Here is a 26,202-nt window from a genome sequence, read left to right as displayed (position 1 = left end):
TGCGCGCGTGCCGGTCACGCGCTAGACTCCCTCCCCCGTCGAGATCCGCCATGCGCGTCGATCACCGACCGGGCCTTCCTTTCGCTGCATCTACACCGGGGACGCCTTGAACGCTGCTTCGACCCGCCAGGACGCCAGTCGTGGCACGCCCAAGTCGCCGTTGCGCGAACACGTCGCGCAGTCCGTCCGTCGCTACCTGCGCGACCTCAACGGCTGCGATGCCGATGACGTGTACGAGATCGTCCTGCGCGAGATGGAAATCCCGCTGTTCGTCGAAGTGCTGAACCATTGCGAAGGCAACCAGAGCCGTGCCGCAGCGCTGCTGGGCATCCATCGCGCGACGCTGCGCAAGAAGCTCAAGGACTACGGACTGGCCTGAACCGGCCTAGTTCGGCATCAGCGTCCAGTACGCCGCGTAGCCCAGCACCACCAGGACGACATAGGCCTGCGCCGTCGCGCGCGCGCCGATCCGCGCCGTGCCCACGCGCGCCAAGCTGCCCACCAGCAACGCCGCCACGATGAAGCGCAAGCCACGCGCGATCACCGTGAACCCCAGGAACACCGGCAGGCCGATCCCGGCCGCATGGGCCTGCGCCGCATAGAGTTTGTAAGGCACGCCGCTGAAGCCGCCCAGCACCACGCCTGGCGCACCAAGGCTGGTCAATTGTTGGCCAACGCCGGCGATCATCGCCGCGGAGATCGCAGGCAGGCGATCGAACACCGCCAGCAGCGCGGCGTGGCCGTGCAGCGACAGCCCATAGAGCAGGCTGCCACCGATCAGGGCACCAACCAGCGCACAGCCGGCCGCCAGCAATCCCGCGCGACGCGAGCGCAGGGCGCAGCGCCCGATCCACACATCCGGGATCACGAAGAACAGCGTGGTCTCGGCGAATCCCCAAAGCAGTGCAACCAGCGCCAGCGGTGGCGTGAGGCGCGCCGCCGATGCCGGCAAGGTCACGCGCGCGGCACCGACGCGGCCTCGCGCAGGCCGTTGCGGACGCGATTGAAGACCGTCAGTGCGCACAGCGCGGCCATCGCGCCGAGCATGCCGGTGACGAAGCCGGCGCCCAGCCAGCCCGCCGCAAGCACGATCCCCAGCGCGCCGATCACGAACGCGCGGTCGCTCTTGCCCATCGGGCCGTCGTAGCGCCGGCTGGCGCCGACCATCAGGCCCAGCACGCCGGCGTATTCGGTCAGCGCCGCCAGCCAGGTCATCGTCCACAGCAGCGGCGCGTTCACCCCGGGCAGTGACAGCAGGCTCAGGTACAGCGCCGCATCGGCGACGACATCGCTCAGCTCGTTGTAATACGCGCCGGGTTTGGACTGCTGGCCGAACTCGCGCGCCAGCATCCCGTCGACCGCATTCAGCGCCATCCGCAGCAGCATCCAGACCGGCAGCAGCGCGTACCAACCCGGCTGGGCCGGCGCCAGCAGATAGACCGCCGCGGCCACCGCCAGCGAAGCCAGCGCCGCGCCCAAGGTGACCATGTTGGCGGTCACGCCGAGCCGGAACAGCCCGCGCACGCCGGGCCGCAACAGGTCCTGGAACCGGCCCTTCAAGGCGTAGATCGACATCCGTATCCCTCCTCCAGCCCGTCCCCCGGGCGCGGGGGCCTACAATACTGCCCCCGCGTCACTTCCCAGCCTGCCATCCCATGTCCTCCGATTTCCTGCCCGTGCGCCGGGCCCTGCTGTCCGTTTCCGACAAGACCGGCCTGATCGATCTGGCCAAGGCCCTGGCCGCCCGCAACGTCGAGCTGCTCTCCACCGGCGGCACCGCCAAGGCGATCCGCGACGCGGGCCTGCCGGTGAAGGACGTCTCGGACGTCACCGGCTTCCCGGAAATGATGGACGGCCGGGTCAAGACCCTGCACCCGCTGGTCCACGGCGGCCTGCTCGGCCGCGCCGGTACCGATGACGCGGTGATGGCCCAGCACGGCATCGCGCCGATCGACCTGCTGGTGCTGAACCTCTATCCGTTCGAGTCGGTCACCGCCAAGGCCGACTGCACGCTGGAAGATGCCGTCGAGAACATCGACATCGGCGGCCCGGCGATGCTGCGCAGCGCGGCCAAGAACTTCGCGCGCGTCGCGGTGGCGACCTCGCCCGATCAGTACGCCGACCTGCTGGCCGAACTCGACGCCAACGATGGCCAGCTCTCGGCCGCCAAGCGCTTCGCGCTGTCGGTGGCCGCGTTCAACCGCGTGGCCCAGTACGACGCGTCGATCAGCAACTATCTCTCGGCCGTCACCGATACGACGACCGCCGTGCCGGCCCGCAGCGCGTTCTCCGCGCAGGCCAACGGCAGCTTCGTCAAGGTGATGGACCTGCGCTACGGCGAGAACCCGCACCAGCAGGCCGCGTTCTATCGCGACCTGTATCCGGCGCCGGGCTCGCTGGCCACCTTCGAGCAGCTGCAGGGCAAGGAGCTGAGCTACAACAACATCGCCGACAGCGATGCCGCGTGGGAATGCGTGCGCCAGTTCGACGCGCCGGCCTGCGTCATCGTCAAGCACGCCAACCCGTGCGGCGTGGCCGTGGGCGTGGCCTGCGGCGATGCGTATGAACTCGCCTACGCGACCGACCCGACCAGCGCCTTCGGCGGCATCCTGGCCTTCAACCGCACGCTGGATGCGGCCACGGCCAAGGTGATCCTGGATCGCCAGTTCGTCGAGGTGTTGATCGCCCCGGACTACGAGCGAGGCGCGTTGGAATACGCGACCAAGAAGGCCAACGTGCGCGTGCTGCGCATCCCGATGGCGCCGCCGTCCCAGCACTTCATCGACACCAAGCGGATCGGGTCGGGCCTGCTGATGCAGACCGCCGATGACCGCGTGGTGACGCGCGACGAGCTGAAGGTGGTGACCAAGGTCTCGCCGACCGAGGCGCAGTTCGCCGACCTGCTGTTCGCGTGGAAGGTGGCCAAGTTCGTCAAGTCCAACGCGATCGTCTATGCCAAGGACAGCCGCACGATCGGCGTCGGCGCCGGGCAGATGAGCCGCGTGTACTCGGCGCGCATCGCCGGCATCAAGGCCACCGACGCGCACCTGGAAGTGCCGGGCTCGGTGATGGCCTCCGATGCATTCTTCCCGTTCCGCGACGGCATCGACGCGGCGGCCGCGGCCGGCATCAAGGCGGTGATCCAGCCGGGCGGCTCGATGCGCGACAGCGAAGTCATCGCCGCCGCCGACGAAGCCGGCATCGCGATGGTGTTCACCGGCGTGCGTCACTTCCGGCATTGAAGCTCGCTTTTTTCGCCGTCATTCCCGCGAAAGCGGGAACCCAGCGACGTTGACCTTGTTCCCACTTCCATCGCCGGTCAGTTGAGCACGAGATCAGGCGCTGGATTCCCGCTTTCGCGGGAATGACGACTTTGGAGATGCCTGAAATGAAAGTCCTCGTCATCGGCGCCGGCGGCCGTGAACACGCCCTGGCCTGGAAGCTCGCGCAGTCGCCGCGCGTCAGTGAAGTGCTGGTCGCACCGGGCAATGCCGGCACCGCGACCGAAGGCCGCTGCCGCAACGTACCAGTCAAGGTCACCGACATCGATGGCTTGCTGAAGCTGGCCCAGGACGAAGGCGTGGCGCTGACCGTGGTTGGGCCGGAAGTGCCGCTGGTGCTGGGCGTGGTCGATGCGTTCCGTGCCGCGGGCCTGCGCATCTTCGGGCCGACCGCCGCTGCCGCGCAGCTGGAAGGCAGCAAGGCCTTCGCCAAGGATTTCTTGGCGCGCCACGGCATCCCGACGGCGTTCTACGCGGTGCATACCGAAGTCGATTCCGCGCTGGCCTACATCCGCGAGAAAGGCGCGCCGATCGTGGTCAAGGCCGATGGCCTGGCCGCGGGCAAGGGCGTGATCGTGGCGATGACCCAGGACGAGGCCGAAGACGCGGTGCGCGACATGCTTTCGGGCAATGCCTTCGGCGATGCCGGCGCGCGCGTGGTGATCGAGGAATTCCTGGAAGGCGAGGAAGCCAGCTTCATCTCGATGGTCGATGGCAGCACCGCGCTGCCGATGGCCACCAGCCAGGATCACAAGCGCGTCGGCGATGGCGACACCGGCCCGAACACCGGCGGCATGGGCGCGTACTCGCCCGCGCCGGTGGTCACCGCGGAAGTCCACGAGCGCGTGATGCGCGAGGTGGTCAACCCGACCGTGCAGGGCATGATCGCCGACGGCGTGCCGTTCACCGGCTTCCTCTATGCCGGGCTGATGATCGACGCCAGCGGCGCGCCCAAGGTGATCGAGTTCAACGTGCGCTTCGGCGATCCGGAAACCCAGCCGGTGATGCTGCGCCTGCAGTCGGACCTGGTGGACCTGGTTGAAGCGGCCATCGATGCCAAGCTCGACGTCACCCAGGCGCTGTGGGACCCGCGGCCCAGCCTGGGCGTGGTGATCGCCGCGGCGCCTTATCCGGAAACGCCCATCACCGGCGAGGTGATCACCGGCCTGGACTCGGTGCCCGGCATCGCCAAGGTCTTCCACGCCGGCACCGCGCTCAACGACGCAGGCGAGGTGGTCAGCGCTGGCGGTCGCGTGTTGTGTGTGGCCGCGCTGGGCGACAGCGTCTCGGCGGCGCAGGCCAATGCCTATGCCGGCGTCGATGCGATCGCCTGGGAACACGCCTTCCACCGCCGCGACATCGGCTGGCGCGCGATCGCCCGCGAAAAGCAGGGCTGATCTTCCAGCTGCACACGCAGCGTTGCTTCACCCTGCTGCCTGATTGAAAGCGCGCCCTCCCGGGCGCGTTTTCTTGTGCGCGCCGCGAAACGCAACACATCAGCGTCGTGCTGCCCTGCGCGTTCGTTGCACGCGAAACCGCGAGTGTTTCGTTGACGTGACAGTTCCGACAGGGAACAATCCGCGCCAGCCACGTTCGCATGGCGCCTTCGCGCGCACTCGCATCCGCCTCAGCGGATCGCTGCAACCAGCAAGCCAACCCTTCCTTCCGCACTGCTTTCAATGCGGGTTGCCTTGTGCTGTCCGCGAACAGGAATGCCATGTCCCTCAACGCCACGTTCCCTGGCGCGCATGCTGCCGCGCGCCGCTCCCTGCTCCACCGCGGCCTGCTTGCCGCCGCCATCCTCACCAGCTTCCACGCCTACGCCGACGACGCGGAGACCGATGGCAAGAAGAAAGCCACCGAGCTCGATGGCGTCACCGTCACCGGCGTGGCCATCGAGAACGGCACTGGCGCGCTCGGCGACCGCAGCGTGCACGACACGCCGTATGCGATCAGCGTGGTTGGCAAAGAGGACATCGAGAAGCGCCAGGTCAATTCGCTCGGCGATGTGTTCTTCAACGATCCGTCAGTGGTGACCCAGGTCAACAGCTACGCCAGCGGCTGGTCCTCGCCGATCATCAACCGTGGCCTGGGGCTCAGCTACGACAGCTATCGCGTCAACGGCCTGCAGGTGTCCTCGTGGGGCGGCGAATGGCCGCTGGAAGTGATGGAGGAGGTGCAGCTGCTCAAGGGCCCGGGCGGCTTCCTGTACGGCTTCGGCGCGCCCGGCGGCATCGCCAACTACATCACCAAGAAGCCCACCGACGAGACCACGCTGTCCGTCAGCGCCGGCTGGCGCACCAGCGGGATTGCCAGCGGCCAGGTCGATGCGGGCGGGCGCTTCGGCGCGGATGACATGTTCGGCTATCGCCTCAACGTGTTCCGCGAAAAGGGGGAGACCTACAACGGCGGCGAAGTGGATCGCAAGGCGGTGTCGCTGTCGCTGGATGCGCGCCTGAGCGATGCGATGACCTGGACCGCAGACCTGATCCACCAGTCGCGCGATCTCAGCGACGAGGCGCCGGCGTTCTACTTCAGCGGCATCACCCAGCTGCCGCGCGCGATCTCGGGCAAGGCCGATCTATCGGTCGATGGCTCGTACTACAACATCGACCAGAACCTGCTCTCCACCGGCCTGGCGTGGAAGATCAACGACGACTGGACCGCGAACCTCAGCTACGGCGTCACCCGCCACGCCAACGACGTCAACAAGATCTTTTCCTACTTCCAGAACGCGCAGGGCGACTACACCGTCAATTCCTACGAGCTGGGCGGACGCAGCGAATCGCGCCAGGGCCAGGCGCTGCTGCAGGGCAAGTTCGCCACCGGCTGGCTGCAGCACCAGCTGGTCGCTGGCGCGTCGTGGCAGCGCGACCTGGGCTGGGACCGCTCGTACAACTACAACCCGATCACCGATGCCAACGGCGATGCGGTGATCCTCAACCTGTATCAGCCGCAGCGGGTGAGCCATGACAGCACCGCGTCGAAGGAGGTCACGCGCGGCGCGGCGACTTTCCAGAAGGCGGTCTTCGTCAGCGACACGATTCAGTTCGCCCCGGGCTGGTCGCTGCTGGCCGGCTGGCGCTACAACGACTACGAGCAGGTCGGCAGCTACCACACCTATCCGGTGACCCCGACCTACGCGCTGCTGTTCAACCCGATCGACCACGTCACGCTCTACGCCAGCTACATCGAGTCGCTGGAAGCCGGCGGCACCGTGGGCACCGACTACATCAACGCCGGCCAGGTGCTCGACCCGACCATCAGCAAGCAATACGAAGTGGGCGCCAAGCTCGACTTCGCCGGCTGGAATGCCAATGCCGCCGCCTTCCGCCTGGAACAGGGCGCGAGCATCGACCAGTACACCGACGCCGGCAAATACCTGGTGCAGGACGGCATCACCCGCTACGACGGCGTGGAAGTCAGTAGCGACGTGCAGCTCACCGCCGGCCTGCGCGTGGGTGGCGGCGTGACCTGGCTGGACACCGCGTACGACAAGCTCTCGCCCGACAATGCGGCCAACAAGGGCAACCGCGTGGCCGGGGCCTCGCGCCTGTCGGGCGTGGTCCACGCCGACTACGACGTGGCCGCCATCGACGGCCTGAGCCTGTATGCCGGCGCGCGCTACTACGGCGACATTTGGTACGACGCGGCGAACACGCTGAAGATGCCGGGCTATACCCTGGTCAACGCTGGCGCCGGCTATCGCATGGCGCTCAATGGCCACGTGGCCACCTGGCGCCTGAGCATCGAGAACCTCACCGACAAGGCCTACTGGTCCAATGCCGGCCTCGGCGTGCCGCGCACTTACGCAGTCAGCGTGAAATTCGACCTCTGAGTTGACGCGACGGCTGGCCACACGGCCAGCCGTTCGCATGGCCTGCGGACGCGCAACGCATCCGCTGCCCGCCGACCGCAGGTGGGCAACGCCTGTCGCACTCCCATCCCAGACCCAAAGCGCCCCTTTGGACTGGCGAAGCGGCTGGCTCCTCAATGCGTCGTCGAAGACGACGTTCGAGACCGAAAAACGAGCCGCCAGATTCCGGTTTTGCGCGCTTCGCGCTTTGCAGCGCAACATTTTGCGTTCGCCGCGTTGCATCAAGAATTTCGCTAAAACCCTGAAATAAAGGGTTTTTTCAATTACCGCCCATCTGCGACGTGATACTCCCCCCGACTATGTTGGCAAGCCCGGTTTTAGGGGTCTAGGCTCCGCCCACGTCAACGCGGCACGCCTGACGATAGCTGTCCACATATCACCGGAGGGGTGTATGTCCACGCTTTCCTTAGCTTCCCGAATCGTCACACCGATTCTCGTCTCCGCTCTCTGCCTGGCCCCCGCAGCCTGCAACAAACAGAGCGCCGAACCCACCGCACAAACTTCCGCCACCGCACCCACCGCCAGTCCGCCGCCAGCGGCCAAGGCGGATACCGATTCCGAGTTCCAGGCCAACGTCGCCAAGCCCGAAAACTGGGGTGGCATCGGCCGCGACTTCGCCCTGACCCGGCACAGTCCGCTGGCCGACATCAGCAAGGACAACGTCAAAGGTCTCAAGGTCGCCTGGGAAATGAAAAGCGGCGCCACGCGCGGCCATGAAGGCCAGCCGCTGGTGATCGACGGCAAGATGTTCACCGTCAGCGCGTATCCCAACATCGTCCATGCGCTGGATATTTCCCAGCCCGGCCAGCCCAAGGAGCTGTGGACCTATACGCCGCAGCAGGACGAGCGCTCGGTCGCGGTCGCGTGCTGCGACACGGTCAACCGCGGCGGCTCCTACGCCGATGGCAAGTTCGTATTCAACAGCCTGTCCGGCGAAGTGATCGCGCTCGATGCCAAGACCGGCAAGGAAGCCTGGAAGTACAAGGGCGCCGACCCGGGCAAGGGCGAGACCATGACCATGGCGCCGATCATCGCCGACGGCAAAGTCATCGCCGGCATCTCGGGCAACGAGTTCGGTGTACGCGGTCGCGTCGAGGCCTTGAACCTGTCCGACGGCAAGCCGGCCTGGATCTGCCACGCCACCGGCAGCGACAAGGACATCTGCCTGGGCAAGGACTTCAACAAGGCGCACCCGGAATACGGCCAGCTCGGCGACCTGGGCATCAAGACCTTCCCGGACAACGAGTGGGAGCGCGGCGGCGGTGCAGCCTGGGGTTGGTACAGCTACGACCCGAAGCTGCGCCTGATCTACATCGGCACCGGCAACCCCGGCCTGTGGAGCCCGAGCTATCGCTGCGGCGCCAAGCCGGTCACGCAGGAAGCCTGCAACAACGGCGACTGGGACAACAAGTGGTCGATGACCATCTTCGCGCGCAACGTCGATACCGGCGAAGCGGTGTGGGGTTATCAGATGACGCCTTTCGACCAGTGGGATTACGACGGCATCAACGAGCCGATCCTGGTGGACATGGACATCGACGGCAAGCAGGTGCCTTCGCTGGTCACCTTCAACCGCAATGGCCATGCCTATGTGCTGGATCGTCGCGATGGCACGCTGCTGCGCGCGCACACCTACGGTCCGGTGGACTGGGCCGAACGCATCGACATGAAGACCGGTCGCCCGGTCAAGGTCGCCGCGCATTCGCCGCTTGAGGTGGGCAAGATGGTCTCGGCCTCGCCCTCGGCGATGGGCACCAAGGACCAGCAGCCGTGCTCGGTCGATCCCAAGCAGCCGAACATCTTCTTCTGCGGCACCAACAACTGGTACATGGAGCTGACCCCGCAGGAACGCGGCCGCACCATGCAGGGCATGCCGTACGTGTTCGCCAACGTGGCGATGAAGCCGCACAAGCCCGGCGCACTGGGCATCGTGAAGGCCTTCGACGTGCTGACCGGCAAGGAGAAGTGGGCGATCGAGGAGAAGTTCCCGACCTGGAGCGGCACGCTGGTGACCGATGGCGGCCTGGTGTTCTACGGCACGCTCGATGGCTGGTTCCGCGCGGTGGATGAGGAGACCGGCAAGAAGCTGTGGGAAGCCAAGCTGCCCAGCGGCATCATCGGCAATCCGATCACCTACAAGGTTGGCAACGAGCAGTACGTGGCGGTGTATTCGGGCATCGGCGGCTGGATCGGCCTGCCGATCGCCGGCGGCCTGGATCCGAGCGATCCGTTCGGCGCGCTGGGCGCCGCGGGCCTGGCGTTCTCCAACGGCTTCGACAAGATCCCGCTGGGCGGCATGGTCCACGTGTTCCACCTGGGCACCGATGGCGTGCCTGCACAGGCCCCGTCCAAGAGCACCGCGTCGGCGACGCCGCTCAAGCACGCCACGCCTGCGTCCTGACGTTTCGCGCTGTCCCCAAGGAGCGGCGGCCGAAGGCTGCCGCTCCCTCCCACACCGATCCAGGCTCCACACCATGCGTACTCCGATGTTGTTCCTCGCCGCTGGCGCGCTCGCGCTTGGCGCCTGTTCGCAATCGTCGTCTTCAAGCAACACGGCCACACCAGGAGCAACTGCGACACCGCCGCCCAAGGTGGCCAGCGTCGCGCAGGCCGACGACAACGCCCCCTCACTGCGCATCTGCGGCGACCCCGGCAACATGCCGCTGTCCAACCAGGCCGGCGAGGGTTACCAGAACAAGGTCGCCCAGGTGCTCGGCAAATCCCTGGGCCTGCCGGTCACCTATTACTGGCGCACCTATTACGAACGCGGCCTGGCCCGCGGCACCATCAACAGTGGCAAGTGCGACGTGTTGATGGACATGCCTTCCGATTTCGAGATGGGGCTGACCACCAAGCCGTATTTCCGCTCAACCTACGTGCTGGTCAGCAGCGGCAGCAAGCCGCTCAAGCCCACCTCGCTGGATGATCCAGCGTTGAAGCAGGCCAAGATCGGCGTGTTCCAGAGTTCGCCCGCACGCGGCGCGCTATACGACCACGGCATCAAGGGCGAAGTGCAGTACCTGTTCTACGACTCGGCGCGCGAGCCCGAGCAGCATCCCGCGCGCCTGGTCGAACAGGTCGCCAGCGGCAAGCTGGACGCGGTCGAATCCTGGGGCCCCGTTGCAGGCTATTACGCCAAGCGCAGCCAACTGACGATGGTGCCGCTGAATCGTATGAGCGACACGGTGCTGGAGTATTCGATGTCGCTGGCGGTGAGCAAGGACAACGCCGCGCTGCGCGACAAGCTGGACAAGGCGTTGGTCGACAACCGCGATGCCATCGCCGCCATCCTCAAGGACTACGACATCCCGCTGGTGGCCTGCACCGACTGCGTGGTGTCAGGCGATGTGCCTTCGCACGGCGCCTATCCGCCACCGCCGCCGTATCGCGATGCGCCGCTGTCCGATCCCAAGGTGCTGGCGCAGATGCAGGCGCGCGTGCAGGCCGGCGCATCGCCCGATGCCGAACTCAGCGCCGCGGTCTCGGCCAACGACCCGGCGCGCGTGCGCTGGCTGCTGGCCAATGGCGCCAACGGCGATGCGCTGGACGACCAAGGCCGCCTGCCGCTGCAACACGCGATCCGCCTGCGCGAGCTCGCGGTCGGCGATGCCCTCCTCAGCGGTGGCGCCAAGCTGGAAGCGCGCGATGGCGATGGCTGGACGCCGCTGATGACCGCGCTGTGGACCGGCGATGCAGAGACCGTCGATTGGCTGCTGCGCAAGCAACCCAAGCTCGATGTCGTGTCCAAGGACGGCTGGACGCCGCTGTCGGTGGCCATCCACAACGGCGACGAAGCGCTGGTGAACAAGATGCTGGACGCGGGTGCACCGCCGGCGCAGGTCAATGCGGCCGGCTTCACGCCGCTGATGTTCGCCGCAGTGGACGGCCAGACCGGCACGGTGCAACGCCTGCTCAAAGCCAAGGTGCCGGTCGACCACGCCAATAAGGCCGGCATCACCGCGCTGATGCTGGCCGTGGCCGCGCATCGCGAGGAACTGGTGCACACGCTGGTCGCTGCCGGCGCCGATCCCCACCACCGCGATGCCAAGGGCGACAGCGCACTCAGCCTGGCCCAGCAATCCGGTAACGCCAGCTTGCTGGCGCTGGTCTCGGGGCAAGCCAAGCGCTGACACCCAACGCCCAGCACCCGCGCAAGCAATCAAGGAGGAACACCCATGCTCCATGAAACACGCCTCACGTTCACGTCCCTGCTGTTGGTCTCGCTGACGGCCCTGGCGCTGTCGGCCTGCGGTGAGAAGGCCCAACCGGGCGGCCCGGGGACCGAAGCCGCCGCTGCGACGGCCGCGCCTGCGGCATCGCCACCTGCGGCTTCCACGCCCGTGGCTGCCGCCGCCCCGACCGGCGGTGCGACCGAAGCCGCGCCGTCGGCCAATCCCACGCCGATCCCGCACATCGATCCGATCAAGACCTCGCCGGAACTGGCCGCCGAGGGCAAGAAGCTCTACTTCACCGCCGGCTGCAACGCCTGCCACGGCGGCACCGGTGGCGGCGGCATGTGCCCGCCGCTGATCAACAAGATCTGGGTCTACGGCAGCGACGACAGCACCCTGCATGCGCTGATCAAGGAAGGCTCGCAGGCCATGCAGACCACGCACGGACTCAAGCGCGTGGGCCACGAGAACGTGGTCGGCATCATGCCGGCGTTCGCGCCGATCCTCAGCGACGAGGAGATCAACAAGGTCATGGCCTTCATCCACTCGATCAATCCCGACGCGGGCAAGGGCGAGACGCCCAAGGCCGGCGATGCGGCAGCACCGGCGGCCGCTGGCAGCGGCTCGTGAGCGCGCTGCGTTGGCGCTGCGGCGGCGTGCTGGCCGCCGCCTCGTTCGCCCTGCTGGCGGCATGCCAGCCGCAAGCAGCGACCACCGCAAACGCCGACACGGCGCCCGCACCTGCAAAGGCCGAAGCGCCGGCCACGCCAGGCGTGTCCGCCTACGTGCCCAACCAGAAGGACGGCACGATCTCGGTCATCGATACCGGCAGCGACACCGTCGTGCGCACGCTGTCGGCCGGCGGCGCGCTGGGCAAGCGCCTGCAGCAGATCGCGCTCGGTCCGGACGGGCAATCGCTGTATGTGGTCGATGCCGAACACCATCGCCTGCTGCGGGTGGAGATCGCGGGCGACAGGGTGATTGGCGAACTTGATATCGGCGAAGGCGCCGAAGGCGTTGGCCTGTCGCCGGATGGCAGGCAACTGGCGGTGTGCGTGGAGCTGCAGAACCAGGTGATGTTCGTCGATGTCGCCAAACTGGCCGTGACCGGCCACGTGGACACGCAGGGCAAGGCGCCGGAACACTGCGCGTGGACGCCCGATGGCGCCCAGGTCATCACCAGCAACGAGGCCTCCGACAGCCTGGATGTGATCGACGTGGCCGCCGGCAAGTCCATCGCCAGCATCGCCACCAGCGGGCATCCGCGCGATATCGCCTTCGCCGCCGATGGCCACACCGCCTACGTGGCGCAGGAATCGGCCAACGTGGTGGATGTGATCGACCTGGCCACGCGCAAGAAGATGCGCAGCGTGGCCGCCGGCCTGCGCACCGCCGGCGTGGTGGTGTCCGACGACGGCAGCCGCGTCTACGCGTCCAACGGCGGCGGTGCCAGCGTCACGGTCAGCGACGGTGCCAGCGGCAAGCTGCTGGTGGAAATCCCGGTCGGCCAGCGCCCGTGGAATCCCTCGCTCACCCCCGACGGCCGCAAGCTGTACGTGGCCAACGGTCGCTCCAACACGGTCAGCGTGATCGACACCGCCGCGATGAAGGAACTCAAGCAGATCCCGGTCGGTGAGATGCCGTGGGGCGTGGTGATGGGCCGCTGACGCGCGGCCCGCTTCAAGGCCGCAGCGGGAACGTCCGCCGTCCCGGCCCGTGGGCCAAACCGCCCGCGACCGTTCACGCGGTGTGGAAGGTGCCAGCGATAATGCCGGCCCCTTCCCCGTGCCGCGTATGTCCCAGATCGAATCCCGCCTGAGCCGCCTGTGGGCCCACGAAAAGGCCAGCTATGGCCTGCGTGTGTTCATCGCGCTGGGCGTGGTGATGGGCGTGTGCTGGTACCGCGGGCAGCTGCTGGCGATCCCGACGCTGTTCCTGGGCATCATCGCCAGCGCCCTGGCCGAGACCGACGACAACTGGCTGGGCCGTACCAAGTCCGTGCTGCTCTCGCTGCTGTGCTTCACCCTGGCGGCCAGCGCAGTGAAGCTGCTGTTCCCGTATCCGCTGCTGTTCGTCGGCTCGATGGCGGCGGCAACCTTCTGCCTGACCTTGCTGGGCGCGCTGGGCGAGCGCTACGCCTCGATCGCGCTGGGCACGGTGAGCCTGTCGATCTACGCGATGATCGGCATGGACCACGGCATGGGCCAGGCCGCCAGCAGCAGCCTGGCAAGCTGGCAGGGCACCGGCCTGCTGTTGCTGGGCGCGGCCTGGTACGGCTTGTTGTCGATCCTGTGGACGACGCTGTTCGCCAATCGCCCGGTGCGCGAGCGGCTGTCGCAGCTGTTCTGGGAGCTGGGCAAGTTCCTCAAGCTCAAGGCCGACCTGTTCGAGCCCGTGCGCCAGGTCGATCAGCAGGCGCGCCGGCTGGCCCTGGCCAAGCAGAACGCGCGCGTGGTCGAGGCGCTCAACGCAGCCAAGACCGCGATCCTGTCGCGCTTTGGTCGCTCGGGCCGGCCGGGCGTGCAGTCGGGCCTGTATTTCCGCCTGTATTACATGGCGCAGGATTTCCACGAGCGCGCCAGCTCCTCGCACTATCCGTACGAGGCGTTGACCGATGCGTTCTTCCACAGCGACGTGCTGTACCGCTGCCAGCGCCTGCTGGGCCTGCAGGGCAAGGCCTGCGCCAACCTGGGCGCGGCGATCCGCCTGCGCACGCCGTTCGAATATGGCGAGCAGACCCGCATCGCCACTGCCGACCTGGGCGAGTCGCTGGCGTTCCTGCGCGCGCAGAAGAACCCGCGCTGGAATCGCCTGATCGGTTCGCTGGAGCTGCTGGGCACCAACCTGCAGACCATCGAACGCCGCCTGAGCGAAACCGCGCTGTCGGACACCACCACCGAAGGCATCGACACGCGCCTGCGCGATTCGGCGCCGCACACGCTGCGCGAGATGGCTACGCGCCTGGTGGCGCAGTTCACGCCCAAGTCGCTGCTGTTCCGCCACGGCCTGCGCATGGCGATCGCGCTGGCGGTCGGCTATGGCGTGCTGCGCGCAATCCATCCCGAACACGGCTACTGGATCCTGCTGACCACCGCCTTCGTGTGCCGGCCCAGCTACGGCGCCACGCGCCTGCGGCTGGTGCAGCGCATCGCCGGCACGCTGGTCGGCCTTGGCATCACCTGGGCGCTGATGCAGCTGTTCCCCGCGACCGAACTGCAGCTGATCATCGCGCTGGTCGCGGCGCTGCTGTTCTTCATCACGCGCACCGACCGCTACATGCTGGCCACCGCCGCGATCACGGTGATGGCGCTGTTGTGCTTCAACCTGCTGGGCAACGGCTTCGTGCTGCTATGGCCGCGCCTGCTGGACACGGTGATCGGCTGCGTGATCGCCGCCGGCGCCTCGTTCCTGATCCTGCCCGACTGGCAGGGCCGGCGCCTGCACCTGGTGATGGCCACGGTGGTCAACGCCTGCATCCGCTATCTGGACGAAGTGCTAAGCCACTACCGCGGCCGCGGCGGCGATGACCTGAGCTACCGCATTGCCCGCCGCGACATGCACAACGCCGACGCCGCGCTCTCGGCCGCGCTGGGCAACATGGTGCGCGAGCCCGGCTACCTGCGTCGCAACCTGGATGCGGGCTTTCGCTTCCTGGCGCTGTCCAACACGCTGCTGGGATTTCTCTCTGCGCTGGGTGCGCATCGCGCGCCACTGGCGCCGCATGCCGACGATGCGCTGGTGGACGAAGCCGGTGCGCGCCTGCGCACCGCGCTGGATCTCACGGCCAAGGCCCTGTCCGCACGCCAGCCGCTGCCGCAGGACCTGGATGCCGGCGTCGGCGTATTGGCGGACACGCTGGAGCAGATGCCCGAAGACACCGACGACAAGCAGCGCCTCCTGCGCACACAGCTCGCGTTGATCCTGCGCCTGTTGCCCAAGCTGCGCGCAGCGGCGGATGAAGTGATCGCCGGGCCCGCGCCTGAAGCGCCCACGCCTTCGGCCGCCACGCCGGCCTGAGCGCGACGCAGCGTTGCACGCCGTGCGGGCGCGCTGGACCTGATCGCAACATCGACGCGCGCAGACTGGGGCGCATTGGCCTGACGCCTGCCGTCGGCCCCGCCTCTCATCCCCCAAGGAGCTGCGCATGAAGATCGACCTCACCGGCAAGACCGCCCTTGTCACCGCCTCCACCGGCGGCATCGGCCACGCCATCGCCTACGGCCTGGCCGAATCGGGCGCGCACGTGGTGCTCAACGGGCGCAGCCAGGCCAGCATCGACACCGCCAAGGCCAAGCTGCTGGAACGCCTGCCCGATGCGAAATTCAGCGGCATTCCGGCCGACCTCTCCGATGCAGCGCAGACCCAGGCGCTGATCGACGCGTTGCCGCCGATCGACATCCTGGTCAACAACGCCGGCATCTTCGGCCAGGTGGATTTCTTCGAGACCGATGACGCCGAGTGGGATCGCTACTGGCACACCAATGTGCTGTCCGGCGTGCGCCTGTCGCGTGCGCTGTTGCCGGCGATGGTCGACAAGGGCTGGGGGCGCGTGGTGTTCATCAGTTCCGAATCGGCGCGCAACATTCCCGCTGACATGATTCATTACGGCGTCTCCAAGACTGCACAGCTCTCGCTCTCGCGTGGCCTGGCCAAGCGCGTGGCCGGCAGCGGCGTGACGGTCAACGCGGTGTTGCCCGGACCGACGCTGTCCGATGGCTTCGCCACGATGATGGAAGACGAGGTCAAGCGCACCGGCAAATCGCTGGAGGAACTCGGGAAAGCCTTCGTCATGGCACATCGCGCCTCGTCGGTGATCCAGCGCATGGCCAGCGTCGAGGAAGTGGCCAACCTGGTGGTTTACGTGTGCTCGCAGCAGGCGTCGGCCACCTCGGGCGCGGCGCTGCGCGTGGATGGCGGCGTGGTCGACGACATCGTCTGATGGCGTGCGCCCCGCGCAGGACATCGGCAGCCCCGATGTCTTGCGTACCATGACGGCCATGACGCTCCCCCGCTTCGACGCGCGCCTGGCGCTGACCCTGCTGGTCGCCGGCACGTTCTTCATGGAGAACCTGGACGCGACGGTGATCACCACCTCGCTGCCGGCGATGGCGCGCGATTTCGGCGTGGCGCCGGAACACCTGTCGATCGGCGTCTCGGCCTACCTGCTGGCGCTGACGGTGTTCATCCCGATCAGCGGCTGGGCGGCCGAGCGCTTCGGTGAGCGGCGCATCTTCGCCAGTGCGATTGCCGTGTTTACCGTGGCCTCGCTGCTGTGCGCGATGAGCGGTTCGCTGTGGAGCTTCACCGCCGCGCGCGTGCTGCAGGGCATCGGCGGGGCGATGATGGTGCCGGTAGGCCGGCTGGTCGTGCTGCGCGACACGCCCAAGGAAGGCATCGTCAAGGCGATCGCGATCCTCACCTGGCCGGCGCTCACCGCGCCGGTGCTCGGGCCGCCGCTAGGCGGCTGGATCAGCACGCACTGGAGCTGGCACTGGATCTTCCTGCTCAACATCCCGCTGGGGCTGATCGCGCTGATTGCGGCGCTGAAGCTGGTGCGCAACAGCGATGCACCGCGGCAGCCGTTCGATACGCGCGGCTTCGTCCTCAGCGGGCTGGGTTTTGCGCTGTGCATGACCGGGATTGAGCTGGCCAGCCGCAACGACCTGCCCGGCTGGTGGTGGCCGTGCGCGCTGCTGGCCGGCATCGCTTTGCTGGTGCTGTGCGCGCGCCACCTGCGCCACACGCCGCATCCGCTGTTCAACCTCGACCCGCTGCGCATCGCGACCTTCCGGGTGACGGCGGTGGGCGGTTCGCTGTTCCGCACGGCGATCTTTTCCGCGCCGTTCCTGCTGCCGCTGATGCTCCAGGTGGGCTTCGGCTACAGCGCGCTGGAATCGGGCACGCTGCTGCTGTGGCTGTTCGCCGGCAATCTGGCGATGAAGCCGGGCACCACCTGGATCATGCAGCGCTTCGGCTTCCGCACCGTGCTGGTGGCCAATGGCCTGCTGGTGGTCGCCGGCTTCGCCGCCTGCGGGCTGCTGGGCGCCGAGACGCCGCGCGCGCTGGTGATCGCGCTGCTGTTCGTCACCGGGATGAGCCGCTCCATGCAGTTCACTGCGCTCAACACGATTGGCTTTGCCGACCTGCCGCCGGCCCAACTGCGCGATGCCAACACACTGCTGTCAGTGGTGCAGCAGATGAATGCCGGCATGGGCATCGCGCTGGGCGCGCTGGCCCTGTCGCTGGCCCAGCTGCTGCGCGGAACGACCGACGCCATCGCGCAGGCCGGCGATTTCCACCTCGCGTTCTGGATGATGGCGGGGCTGGCCCTGCTGGCGATCGTCGATGCGCTGCGCCTGCCCGCCGACGCCGGCGCCGGCGTGCTGGCCCGCCGCGGCGCCTGAGCGACTTCCGCAACGCCGCGCTTTGCCCTAGGCTGCGCGCAGCTTTCGCATGGAATCGCGCATGTCGTCGGGACACAACCAGTTCACGCTGCTCAAGCAGCGCCGCTTCCTGCCGTTCTTCGCCGTCCAGTGTTTCGGCGCGCTCAACGACAACGTGTACCGCCAGGCGATCATCGGCCTGCTGTTCTACATGGGCATCACCCAGGCCGAGCGCACGCTCTATACCAACCTGGCGCCGGCGCTTTTCATCCTGCCGTACTTCCTGTTTTCCTCCATCGCCGGGCAGATCGCCGAGCGCATGGAGAAGCAGCGCCTGATCGTGATCACCACCACGATGGAGATCGCGATCATGACGCTGGCCGCGGTCGGCTTCATGACCCAGAACATGACGATCCTGCTGATCGCCCTGTTCGGTACCGGCACGCAGTCGACGCTGTTCGGCCCGGTGAAGTATTCGATCCTGCCCTCGGTGCTCAAGCCGGAGGAACTCACCGGCGGCAATGGCCTGGTCGAGATGGGCACCTCGATCTCGATCCTGGTCGGGATGATCTTCGGCGGCCTGATCTTCCAGCTCGCCGGCACGCACGGGCCGATCACCGCGGCCACCGCCGTGATCGTGCTGGCGGTGACCGGTAACACCATCGCCCGCATGGTGCCGCGCGTGGACGCCGGTGCGCCAGAGCTGAAGGTCAACTGGAACCCGATCCCCGAAGCGCTGGCCATCATCCGCCTGTCGCGCAAGCAGCTGGCCGTGCGCAACGCGATCCTGGGCGTGTCCTGGTTCTGGTTTGTCGGCACCGTGCTGACCGCGCAGCTGCCGACCTATGCCGAGGTGAATCTGGGCGGCCAGCCCTCGGTCTACATCTTCGCGCTGGCGCTGTTTTCCATCGGCACCGGCACCGGCTCGCTGCTGTGCGAAAAGCTCTCCGGCCGCACGGTGGAAATCGGCCTGGTGCCGCTGGGCGCCTTCGGCATGAGCGCGTTCCTGCTGGACCTGTACTTCGCGCGGCCCGGCGCGGCGGCGCAGACCGGGCTGACGGTCCTGCAGTTCCTGCAGGCGCATGGCAGTTGGCGCATCTGCATCGACCTGGTCGGCATCGGCCTGTTCACCGGCTTCTTCGTGGTGCCGCTGTTCGCGCTGATCCAGAGCCGCACGCCGCGCAATGAGCTGTCGCGCGTGATCGCCGCGGTCAACATCCAGAACTCGTTGTTCATCGTCATCGCCGCGGTGCTGGGCATCGCGGTGCAGCGCTTCCTGGGCTGGACGATTCCGCAGGTGTTCCTCGCCCTGACCATCGCCAATGTGATCGTGGCGGTGTGGATCTTCTCGATCGTGCCCGAGTTCCTGATGCGCTTCCTGAGCTGGGTGATGGTGCGGGCGCTCTATCGCCTGCGGTTGAAGAACATCGAAGCCAGCATCCCCGCCGAAGGCCCGGCGCTGATCGTGTGCAACCACGTCAGCTACATGGATGCGCTGATCCTGTCGGCGGCGATCCCGCGGCCGGTGCACTTCGTCATGTACTACAAGATCTTCAACATCCCGGTGATGCGCTGGATCTTCCGCAACGCCAAGGCGATCCCGATTGCCGGCGCGCGCGAGAACCCGCAGCTGATGCGCGAGGCCTTCGAGAAGATCGACGAAGCACTCGCTGCCGGCGACCTGGTCGGCATCTTCCCCGAAGGCGCATTGACCCGCGACGGCGACATCGCCAGCTTCAAGTCCGGCGTGGAAAAGATCCTGGAAACACGCCCGGTGCCGGTGGTGCCGATGGCGCTCAAGGGCATGTGGACCAGCATGTGGTCCACGCGCGACTCACGCCTGCGCCGCATGCGCGTGCCACGCCGTTTCCGCGCGCATATCGAAGTGGTCGCCGACGCGCCGATGCCTGCCGACAGCCGCTCAGAACAACTTGAAGCCAAGGTGCGCGCCTTGCGTGGCGACGATGCCTGAGCCGGCAGGTCAAGACTTGCTGCTAGTATTTCGACGGGGCCCGCATCGGCGGGAGAAAGAGTAATTTTGGGGAAGTCATGAGCGCAAACAGGGAGTACGTCCCGAACTATCTGGTGTGGGCGATTTTGTCCACGCTCTTCTGCTGCCTGCCGCTCGGCATCGTGTCGATCGTCTACGCGGCGCAGGTCGACGGTCGCCGTCTGGCGGGCGATCTCAACGGTGCACGTGAGCTGTCGCACAAGGCCAAGATGTGGGCAATCTGTTCGGCAATTGCGCTGCCGGCGCTTGTCATCCTCTGGTTTGTTTTTTTTGGCGGCTTGGCAACGCTGGGAGCACTGGCTTCCGGCGGCGTGCATTAAGCTGATCACATCATCGACGTTGGGAGAGACGCATCATGAGCACAATTCCTCCGCCACCTGGCCCGCCGCTTCCGCCATCGGAGCCGCCGGTGTACACCCCGCCGCCGCAAGAACCACCGCCATATGTTCCGCCGCCACAGGTGGCTGCGCCGGGCCCGATTCCTAACCATCTTGTGTGGGCGATCGTCGCCACCGTGTTCAACCTTTGCGGCGTATGCGTGTGCCTGGGCATCGTTGGCATCATCACCGGTATCGTGGCCATCGTTTTTGCAGCCAAGGTCAACGGCCTGCTCGCAGCGGGTGATTTTGACGGCGCTGCGCGCGCCTCCAACACTGCAAAGATTCTGTGCTGGGTCACGACGGGCTTTGCCGCGGCAGGCATCCTGTGGATTGCTTACAGCTTCACGCTAGGCGGCGGCATGGCAGAGTTCAACTCTGCGATGGAGCAGTACAAGTCTCAATTGCACCAGTGATCGCGCTGACGCGACCACGTGTCGCGTTGTTGGCGGCCACCGTCCCAGTGGTGGCCGCCAGCATTTGGGTTCTGCGACACGTCAATCCAAACCTGCCAGGCAATCCATTGCCGCCATGCGCGTTCCACGCGCTCACCGGCTTCTGGTGCCCCGGCTGCGGCATGACGCGTGCCCTGCACGCACTGATCCACGGCGACGTGCTGCTCGCCTTCCACATGAATCCGCTCGGCATGCTGATGCTGCCCGCGCTGCCCGCGATGCTGTTCTGGTCGTGGGGATGGCAACCGCGCGTGCTGCAGCCGGTGATGCGCTGGCTGATGGACCCACGCGTGTGGCTGGCGGTGATTCCCGCCTACTGGTTGCTACGCAACCTGCCATGGGCGCCGTTTAGCTGGATGGCGCCGCCGGGCTGAAGGTAAGTCCGCGCCGATAGCGCTATTGCTCGCTGCAAAAGCTCACTTCAATTTGATCTTTGCTGCCTTCCGTGGCGAAGCATGACGGCCTTTGGATCGCCCGGCCCGGCCATCCATGGCCGTGCGTTCGCTGACCTGCGAGGCAGGGCCTCGCAAACAGGTCAGCTCACCCAACCAGCAATGACGAACAGCGCCAGCAGGGCGAGCCACAGCAGCAGGATGCGCCACACAAGGCTCATCGCATCGCGCAATTCCGGCATGTCCAGCAGCTGTGGCGGCGACACGCCATCGGCGATGTAGTCCTGCGCTTCGTCGGCCAGCTCGGCGTTGACGCTGGCGCGTGCGGCGAAGCCGAGGAAGCCGGTGTCCAGCTGCCAGCGATTGCCGCCACCGGCACGCCAGGCGTTGAAGACCGCGTCGAAGTGGCTCATCAGCGCCATCGACAGCGTCATCAGCTGCGCGACCGGCCAATCCATCAGCAGCAGCAGGCGCTGCGCGCCTTCGCGATGGGCCTGCGGCAGGCGCGCGGCCGTGACGCCCGTGGCCGACAGCGCGCACAACCGGTACAGCACCGCGCCGACCGGCCCGGCGATGAGGAACCAGAACAACACCGAGAACCAGCGCGTCAACGCGCTGCGGAACACCGCTTCGACCAGCACCGGCGCCTCGGCCCGCGGCGCACCGGCGTCGGGCCACAGCTGCGACATCGCCACGCGCTGGTCGACCGGATCTTCGGCATCGAGCACCGCGCGCACGTCGGCATCCAGGTCGCGCGGTCCCCAGGCCCAGACCAGCACCGCCACGCCGAACAGCAACCCCAGGAAGCCCAGCAGCGGCGCGTGCAGCCACCATTGCAGCAGGCCGACCACCAGCAGCCACGGCACGATCGTCACCGCCGCGCCAGCCGCACCCGTCCAGACGCTGTTACCGCGCAGTTGCTGGTCCAGCCATAGCTGCCAACGCGCGATCAGGTCGTGCCGGCGCCACGCGGCCACCGCATGCGGGGCCAGCTGGCCCAGGACGATGGCGACGACAACGGCGACGAGGGTGATCGACATGCCTGCATTCTCTCCCGTGTCGATGTCAGATGCCGCCGACGCGCAGGCGCATCATGCGGTCATCTTCCGGTACCAGTGCTCGATGAGCGAACGCGAGATCGAAATCCGCGGCGACAGCAGCAGCGTGCCTTCGCCGCGGATCGCAGCACCGACTTCCTCGACGGTGAACCAGCGCGCGTCTTCCAGCTCGCCATTGACCGTGGGCACGCCGGCTTCGGCATCGGCTTCGAAGCCCAGCATCAGCGCGCCAGGGAACGGCCACGGCTGCGAGCCCAGGTAGCGCGCCGCGCGCACGCGGATGCGGGTTTCTTCCATCACCTCGCGCGCGACGGTCTGCTCCAGGCTTTCGCCCGGCTCGACGAACCCGGCCACCACCGAATAGCGATTCGGCGGCCACGACGCCTGGCGCCCCATCAGCAGGCGCTGGCCATCGCTGACGGCCATGATCACCGCCGGGTCCATGCGCGGGTAATGCTCGGCGCGGCACTGCGTGCAGCGCGCGGTGTAACCGGCGCGGCGATATTCGACCTTGCCGCCGCACACGCTGCAGTGGCGCGTCTTGCGCTGCCAATGCAGCAGCGCGCGCGCTTGGGCGAATGCGGTGGAATCGGCATGCGCCCATTCGCTGGCCGCCTGGCGCAGCTCCATGCGGCCGGGCACCTCCAGCGCAATCACGTCGGAAGAAATGGCGAACCACGCCACCTGCCCGCGCATCCCCAGGAAGATCGCCTGCCCCGGCCCGCCGCCGATCTCTTCACCTGTGGGCGCCAGCAGATTTCCATCGGCATCGGCAAAGCACAGGCCTTCCAGGTCAATCACCAGGACGCGTGCCTGTGGCCACAGCGCGGCCAGCGCCTTGCCGTCGTCGCGCAGCGCGTCGGCGCGGTCCAGCGGTTCGGCCACGAACGAAAAACCGGACAGCGGTCCGGTTTCGGTCGGGTGCGGCAACGGGGTTCCGGTCGCGTCGGCCGGCATCACATGCTGAAGCTGCTGCCGCAACCGCAGGTGGTCTTGGCATTGGGATTGCGGATCACGAACTGCGCGCCGGTGAGGCTCTCGGTGTAGTCCACCTCGGCGCCCATCAGGTACTGCAGGCTCAACGGATCCACCAGCAGGGTGACTTCATCGGTCTTGACCGCCAGGTCGTCCTCGGCGCGGTTCTCGTCGAATTCGAAGCCGTACTGGAAGCCCGAACACCCGCCGCCTTCGATGTACACCCGCAGCGCCAGGTCGGCATTGCCTTCCTCGGCGATCAGCTCGCGCACCTTGGCGGCGGCGGCGTGGGTGAAGTTGAGCGGCCGGTCCAGCGACTGGTAATCCGGTGCCGGTGCGGCGGTAGGCAGGGAGACGAACGTGCTCATGCGTGCAGGATGGGGCCAGCCGGCGGCCAGTTCAACCCGCGTCGGCCGCCGCGGCGGCCGTATCCGGGCTCTGCGTGGCAGTCGCCTCGGCCCAGGTGAAGGACTGATCCACGCGGCTGCCGTCATCGGGCTGCAACCGCGCGGTCACGCGCAGCGGCTTGAACTGCGGCGGCAGCACGATCTCGCCTTCCAGCTGCTGGAAATACTTGAACGAAAACGCCATCCCGTCGGCCGTGGGCTGCTGGCGCAGGCGAGGCCAGTCCAGGGTTTCCAGCTTGCCGTCACGGGTGCCTTCCACCGTCAGCTGCAGGCGGCCGCGGTTGACCGCGCCGCGATTGAGGTTCTGGGTGAGCGTGGCGGTGAAATGCCAGGCTTGGTCGGTCTGCGGCTGCAGCTTCAGCTCGTGCACCGCCAGGCCGCGACGCTGCCCGGTGGCGCCGACGAAGCGCTCGTAGAACGCCACGTCCGCGCGCAGCCCGGCGATCTGCTCATCGCGTTCGCCCAGCGTGTCCTGCAGGTCGCGATTGGCATCACGGCTGATCTGGTCCGAGCGTGACAGCGTGGCCACACGCTGCTCCAGCTGCTGGTTGCGGGCCTGCGCGGCCTGCCACTGGGCGCTGCTGGGCAACGCATTGGCGGCGGGCGAAAACACCTTCCATGCGCCCCAGGCGCCGAATCCCAGCGCGACCACCAGCAGCGCGGCCAGCCCGATCACCGTGGCGCGCGCGCCGCGGCTGACCGGCAGCAGGTGCGGCGTGGAACCGGGCGACGGCGCGGGATCGGGCGGGGACATGCGGCGCAGCATAGCCACGCGCGCTTGAGGCCGTTCTGAATGCGTCCGCGGCGCTTCAGCCGCGGTTGCCGCCGGCTCAGCCGTTGGCGGCGATCGACAGGACCGGGGCTTCCGGCGCCACCTCGGCGCTGGCCGCGGCGCGCTCGGCCGAGGACAGGTGCACCAGGTTGCCGATCAGGACCGCGCCGGCGCGCATTTCCACCACCTGGTAGTGGACGTTGCCGCTGACCCGCGCTTTGGCGGCCAGCTCGACCCGCTCGGTGGCGCGGACATCGCCTTCCAGGCGGCCGTTGATGGTCACCACCGGCACGTCCACCACGCCTTCGATGAAGCCGTTCTCGCACAGGGTCAGCATCGCCGGCTGGCCCGGCGCGGCGAACACGCGGCCGTGAATGCGCCCTTCCACCACCAGCCCCCCGCTGAACTGCAGGTCGCCGTGCAGCACCACTTCGGCGCCGATCAGGGTATCGACGGCCTGACCGTCGTGAAAGCTGCTCTTCTTCTTCAACATGCTGACTCCGGAAGACAAAAGGGGGAATGCGTTTCAGCCGCTGGCCGTGGACCAGTCGAACTCGCGCTGCACCGGCGCGCGCTCCGGCGCCTGCAGCGACACCCGCACGCGTTGCGGGGTGAAGCCCGGCGGCAAGGCCACGCTGCCGCTGAGTTCCTGGAAATAGCGGAACGAAAACGCCTGCGGGGTCACGCCGCGACTTCCGTGCAGCTGCGCCCAGTCCAGCACTTCACGTCGGCCGGCGCGCGTGCCTTCCAGCGAAAACTGCATCTGGCCGCTGCTGATCGCGCCGCGGTTGAGGGTCTGGGTCAGTACGATCCGGTAATCGAAGGACGCCGCATCGCGCTCGGTAAACTTGGAGGAGAACACGGTCAGGTCTGTGCGCTGGGCGGTCGGGCCAACCAGGCGCGCGTAGAACTCCACGTCGCTGCGCAGGTCGGCGATCTGGATCTCGCGCTGGGTCAGGGTGTCCTGCAAATCCAGGTTGGCCGCGCGGCTGATCCGGTCCGATTGCTGCAGCACCACCATCCGCCGCTGCAGTTGGTCGAGCTCGTTCTGCAGCTTGGCTTTACCTGATCTGGCCGCCTGCAGCTGGCGGTGCGCCTCCAGCTGACTGCTCGGCCCACCCAGCATCCACATGCCGCCGGCCACCAGCAGCAGCGACAGCACCCAGCCCGTGATCCAGGCGGCACGCTGCCAGGTACGGCGCGCGGGACGCCCCAAGACAATGCGGTACTGCGGATTGCTGGAATTCATCGGCGGCAACAGGTTTCGAAGACAGGCAAGGATCGAGTGCGGCCGTGCGTGCGCTGGCACATGCACGGGCCATGCGTGGCGCAGGCCTATACTGGCAACTCGTTGACGGGGGCCCCTGTTTTCCCCTCCCCGTCGCTCCCAAGTCTAGGGGATCTGGCACCGTGACCGAAGCGCATCTGTTCGTCATTGGGATCCTGTTGGCCTGGATGGCCGGCATCCGCGTCTATCTGACCGTGTTCGGCATCGGCCTGGCCGGGCTGCTGGGCTGGGTGGAGCTGCCGCCAGCCCTGCAGGCCACGCAGTCGTGGTGGGTGCTGGGCACCTCGGGCGCGCTGGCGCTGACCGAGTTCTTCGCCGACAAGATCCCGGGCGTGGATTCGATCTGGGACCTGCTGCAGACCCTGGCCCGTGTACCGGCCGGTGCTTTTTTGGCTGCGGCCACGCTTTCGCCCGATGGCCAGCTGGGCACCGGCGCGCTGGCGGCCGGCGCCGGCGTGGCCTTGACCAGCCATGTCCTCAAGTCCGGCGCCCGCGCCCTGCTCAACACCTCGCCCGAGCCCGTCAGCAACTGGACCGCCTCGCTGACCGAGGACGCGCTGGTCACCGGCGGCCTGGCACTGGCGCTGGTGCATCCGTGGCTTGCCCTGCTGGTGGTCGTCCTGCTGAGCCTGACCATGGCGTTGGTGCTGGTGTGGATCGCGCGTGCGGTTTGGCGGAGACTGCGGCCCAGGCCGGCGCGACCCGCGACGTCCAGTTCCTGAATGCGGGGATGCCCGCAGCAGCGGCCGTCCGT

General features: G+C 67.4%; 24 protein-coding genes. 16 read left to right on the top strand and 8 right to left on the bottom strand.

Annotated features, from left to right (window positions below; translation table 11 throughout):
* Window positions 1-106 precede the first annotated feature (106 nt).
* Complete coding sequence (fis, locus tag BMZ17_RS08875) at window positions 107-379, top strand: DNA-binding transcriptional regulator Fis (protein WP_093138245.1); 273 nt, start codon at window positions 107-109, stop codon at window positions 377-379.
* Between the two features lie 6 nt (window positions 380-385).
* On the opposite strand, the gene BMZ17_RS08870 is transcribed toward fis, so the two are convergent.
* The gene (locus tag BMZ17_RS08870; protein ID WP_093138244.1) at window positions 386-958 is read right to left on the bottom strand and encodes a hypothetical protein; all 573 of its coding nucleotides are present in this window, start codon (window positions 956-958) and stop codon (window positions 386-388) included.
* Window positions 955-1,575, bottom strand: coding sequence for a CDP-alcohol phosphatidyltransferase family protein (locus BMZ17_RS08865; RefSeq protein WP_093138243.1), 621 nt, complete (start codon window positions 1,573-1,575; stop codon window positions 955-957). Before BMZ17_RS08865 ends, BMZ17_RS08870 begins: the two co-directional genes overlap by 4 nt.
* A gap of 80 nt (window positions 1,576-1,655) precedes the next feature.
* Here BMZ17_RS08865 and purH point away from each other — a divergent pair, with 80 nt between their 5' ends.
* From purH to BMZ17_RS08795, 14 genes are all read left to right on the top strand, one after another.
* Entirely contained in the window at window positions 1,656-3,242 is a 1,587-nt protein-coding gene (gene purH / locus BMZ17_RS08860) for a bifunctional phosphoribosylaminoimidazolecarboxamide formyltransferase/IMP cyclohydrolase (protein ID WP_093138242.1), read from the top strand.
* A 146-nt stretch (window positions 3,243-3,388) separates the two neighbouring features.
* Window positions 3,389-4,678, top strand: a complete 1,290-nt coding sequence (gene purD, locus BMZ17_RS08855; RefSeq protein ID WP_093138241.1) for a phosphoribosylamine--glycine ligase — start codon at window positions 3,389-3,391, stop codon at window positions 4,676-4,678.
* A gap of 320 nt (window positions 4,679-4,998) precedes the next feature.
* Entirely contained in the window at window positions 4,999-7,119 is a 2,121-nt protein-coding gene (locus BMZ17_RS08850) for a TonB-dependent siderophore receptor (RefSeq protein WP_093138240.1), read from the top strand.
* A 430-nt stretch (window positions 7,120-7,549) separates the two neighbouring features.
* On the top strand, window positions 7,550-9,559 hold the full coding sequence (locus tag BMZ17_RS08845) for a PQQ-dependent dehydrogenase, methanol/ethanol family (RefSeq protein WP_093138239.1): 2,010 nt from the start codon (window positions 7,550-7,552) through the stop codon (window positions 9,557-9,559).
* Between the two features lie 73 nt (window positions 9,560-9,632).
* The gene (locus BMZ17_RS08840; RefSeq protein WP_254775260.1) at window positions 9,633-11,288 is read left to right on the top strand and encodes a quinoprotein dehydrogenase-associated putative ABC transporter substrate-binding protein; all 1,656 of its coding nucleotides are present in this window, start codon (window positions 9,633-9,635) and stop codon (window positions 11,286-11,288) included.
* A gap of 45 nt (window positions 11,289-11,333) precedes the next feature.
* Window positions 11,334-11,960: a c-type cytochrome gene (locus BMZ17_RS08835; protein ID WP_093138237.1), complete on the top strand. Its 627-nt coding sequence runs from the start codon at window positions 11,334-11,336 to the stop codon at window positions 11,958-11,960.
* On the top strand, window positions 11,957-12,997 hold the full coding sequence (locus tag BMZ17_RS08830) for a beta-propeller fold lactonase family protein (protein WP_254775259.1): 1,041 nt from the start codon (window positions 11,957-11,959) through the stop codon (window positions 12,995-12,997). Before BMZ17_RS08835 ends, BMZ17_RS08830 begins: the two co-directional genes overlap by 4 nt.
* Before the next feature lie 127 nt (window positions 12,998-13,124).
* A complete protein-coding gene (yccS, locus tag BMZ17_RS08825) occupies window positions 13,125-15,347 on the top strand; it encodes a YccS family putative transporter (RefSeq protein WP_093138236.1) in 2,223 nt (740 codons plus the stop codon).
* 127 nt (window positions 15,348-15,474) lie between these two features.
* Complete coding sequence (locus BMZ17_RS08820; RefSeq protein WP_093138235.1) at window positions 15,475-16,269, top strand: SDR family NAD(P)-dependent oxidoreductase; 795 nt, start codon at window positions 15,475-15,477, stop codon at window positions 16,267-16,269.
* Window positions 16,270-16,327: 58 nt separating this feature from the next.
* The gene (locus BMZ17_RS08815) at window positions 16,328-17,734 is read left to right on the top strand and encodes an MFS transporter (protein ID WP_217645772.1); all 1,407 of its coding nucleotides are present in this window, start codon (window positions 16,328-16,330) and stop codon (window positions 17,732-17,734) included.
* A gap of 61 nt (window positions 17,735-17,795) precedes the next feature.
* Complete coding sequence (locus tag BMZ17_RS08810) at window positions 17,796-19,685, top strand: MFS transporter (protein WP_093139513.1); 1,890 nt, start codon at window positions 17,796-17,798, stop codon at window positions 19,683-19,685.
* A 77-nt stretch (window positions 19,686-19,762) separates the two neighbouring features.
* Window positions 19,763-20,044: a CD225/dispanin family protein gene (locus BMZ17_RS08805; RefSeq protein ID WP_093138234.1), complete on the top strand. Its 282-nt coding sequence runs from the start codon at window positions 19,763-19,765 to the stop codon at window positions 20,042-20,044.
* 89 nt (window positions 20,045-20,133) lie between these two features.
* Entirely contained in the window at window positions 20,134-20,517 is a 384-nt protein-coding gene (locus BMZ17_RS08800; RefSeq protein ID WP_343124182.1) for a CD225/dispanin family protein, read from the top strand.
* The gene (locus BMZ17_RS08795) at window positions 20,514-20,930 is read left to right on the top strand and encodes a DUF2752 domain-containing protein (RefSeq protein WP_254775258.1); all 417 of its coding nucleotides are present in this window, start codon (window positions 20,514-20,516) and stop codon (window positions 20,928-20,930) included. The genes BMZ17_RS08800 and BMZ17_RS08795 overlap by 4 nt, the downstream gene beginning before the upstream one ends.
* Before the next feature lie 161 nt (window positions 20,931-21,091).
* On the opposite strand, the gene BMZ17_RS08790 is transcribed toward BMZ17_RS08795, so the two are convergent.
* The 6 genes from BMZ17_RS08790 to BMZ17_RS08765 form a co-directional block, all read right to left on the bottom strand.
* Window positions 21,092-21,988, bottom strand: a complete 897-nt coding sequence (locus BMZ17_RS08790; RefSeq protein WP_093138232.1) for a hypothetical protein — start codon at window positions 21,986-21,988, stop codon at window positions 21,092-21,094.
* A gap of 51 nt (window positions 21,989-22,039) precedes the next feature.
* A complete protein-coding gene (nudC, locus tag BMZ17_RS08785) occupies window positions 22,040-22,963 on the bottom strand; it encodes an NAD(+) diphosphatase (RefSeq protein WP_093138231.1) in 924 nt (307 codons plus the stop codon).
* The gene (gene erpA / locus BMZ17_RS08780; protein WP_093138230.1) at window positions 22,963-23,349 is read right to left on the bottom strand and encodes an iron-sulfur cluster insertion protein ErpA; all 387 of its coding nucleotides are present in this window, start codon (window positions 23,347-23,349) and stop codon (window positions 22,963-22,965) included. Before erpA ends, nudC begins: the two co-directional genes overlap by 1 nt.
* 31 nt (window positions 23,350-23,380) lie before the next feature.
* Window positions 23,381-24,142, bottom strand: coding sequence for a DUF6776 family protein (locus tag BMZ17_RS08775; RefSeq protein WP_093139507.1), 762 nt, complete (start codon window positions 24,140-24,142; stop codon window positions 23,381-23,383).
* 76 nt (window positions 24,143-24,218) lie between these two features.
* Window positions 24,219-24,653 (bottom strand): bactofilin family protein, encoded by a 435-nt coding sequence (locus tag BMZ17_RS08770; RefSeq protein WP_093138229.1) that lies wholly within the window; start codon window positions 24,651-24,653, stop codon window positions 24,219-24,221.
* Window positions 24,654-24,686: 33 nt separating this feature from the next.
* Complete coding sequence (locus BMZ17_RS08765; RefSeq protein WP_093138228.1) at window positions 24,687-25,409, bottom strand: DUF6776 family protein; 723 nt, start codon at window positions 25,407-25,409, stop codon at window positions 24,687-24,689.
* 161 nt (window positions 25,410-25,570) lie between these two features.
* Between BMZ17_RS08765 and BMZ17_RS08760 the strand changes: the two genes are divergently transcribed.
* Window positions 25,571-26,170 (top strand): DUF4126 domain-containing protein, encoded by a 600-nt coding sequence (locus tag BMZ17_RS08760; protein WP_093138227.1) that lies wholly within the window; start codon window positions 25,571-25,573, stop codon window positions 26,168-26,170.
* Window positions 26,171-26,202: the final 32 nt, after the last annotated feature.

Source organism: Pseudoxanthomonas sp. GM95, assembly GCF_900109775.1.
Lineage (GTDB): Bacteria > Pseudomonadota > Gammaproteobacteria > Xanthomonadales > Xanthomonadaceae > Pseudoxanthomonas_A.
This window is presented reverse-complemented; position numbering and strand designations above follow the sequence as displayed.

Bases quoted from the DNA above. Each gene is read 5' to 3' on its own strand.
- BMZ17_RS08865 (WP_093138243.1), bottom strand. From the start codon at position 1,575: ATGTCGATCTACGCCTTGAAGGGCCGGTTCCAGGACCTGTTGCGGCCC.
- purH (WP_093138242.1), top strand. From the start codon at position 1,656: ATGTCCTCCGATTTCCTGCCCGTGCGCCGGGCCCTGCTGTCCGTTTCC.
- purD (WP_093138241.1), top strand. From the start codon at position 3,389: ATGAAAGTCCTCGTCATCGGCGCCGGCGGCCGTGAACACGCCCTGGCC.
- BMZ17_RS08850 (WP_093138240.1), top strand. From the start codon at position 4,999: ATGTCCCTCAACGCCACGTTCCCTGGCGCGCATGCTGCCGCGCGCCGC.
- BMZ17_RS08845 (WP_093138239.1), top strand. From the start codon at position 7,550: ATGTCCACGCTTTCCTTAGCTTCCCGAATCGTCACACCGATTCTCGTC.
- BMZ17_RS08840 (WP_254775260.1), top strand. From the start codon at position 9,633: ATGCGTACTCCGATGTTGTTCCTCGCCGCTGGCGCGCTCGCGCTTGGC.
- BMZ17_RS08835 (WP_093138237.1), top strand. From the start codon at position 11,334: ATGCTCCATGAAACACGCCTCACGTTCACGTCCCTGCTGTTGGTCTCG.
- yccS (WP_093138236.1), top strand. From the start codon at position 13,125: ATGTCCCAGATCGAATCCCGCCTGAGCCGCCTGTGGGCCCACGAAAAG.
- BMZ17_RS08820 (WP_093138235.1), top strand. From the start codon at position 15,475: ATGAAGATCGACCTCACCGGCAAGACCGCCCTTGTCACCGCCTCCACC.
- BMZ17_RS08815 (WP_217645772.1), top strand. From the start codon at position 16,328: ATGACGCTCCCCCGCTTCGACGCGCGCCTGGCGCTGACCCTGCTGGTC.
- BMZ17_RS08810 (WP_093139513.1), top strand. From the start codon at position 17,796: ATGTCGTCGGGACACAACCAGTTCACGCTGCTCAAGCAGCGCCGCTTC.
- BMZ17_RS08805 (WP_093138234.1), top strand. From the start codon at position 19,763: ATGAGCGCAAACAGGGAGTACGTCCCGAACTATCTGGTGTGGGCGATT.
- BMZ17_RS08790 (WP_093138232.1), bottom strand. From the start codon at position 21,988: ATGTCGATCACCCTCGTCGCCGTTGTCGTCGCCATCGTCCTGGGCCAG.
- nudC (WP_093138231.1), bottom strand. From the start codon at position 22,963: ATGCCGGCCGACGCGACCGGAACCCCGTTGCCGCACCCGACCGAAACC.
- erpA (WP_093138230.1), bottom strand. From the start codon at position 23,349: ATGAGCACGTTCGTCTCCCTGCCTACCGCCGCACCGGCACCGGATTAC.
- BMZ17_RS08775 (WP_093139507.1), bottom strand. From the start codon at position 24,142: ATGTCCCCGCCCGATCCCGCGCCGTCGCCCGGTTCCACGCCGCACCTG.
- BMZ17_RS08770 (WP_093138229.1), bottom strand. From the start codon at position 24,653: ATGTTGAAGAAGAAGAGCAGCTTTCACGACGGTCAGGCCGTCGATACC.
- BMZ17_RS08765 (WP_093138228.1), bottom strand. From the start codon at position 25,409: ATGAATTCCAGCAATCCGCAGTACCGCATTGTCTTGGGGCGTCCCGCG.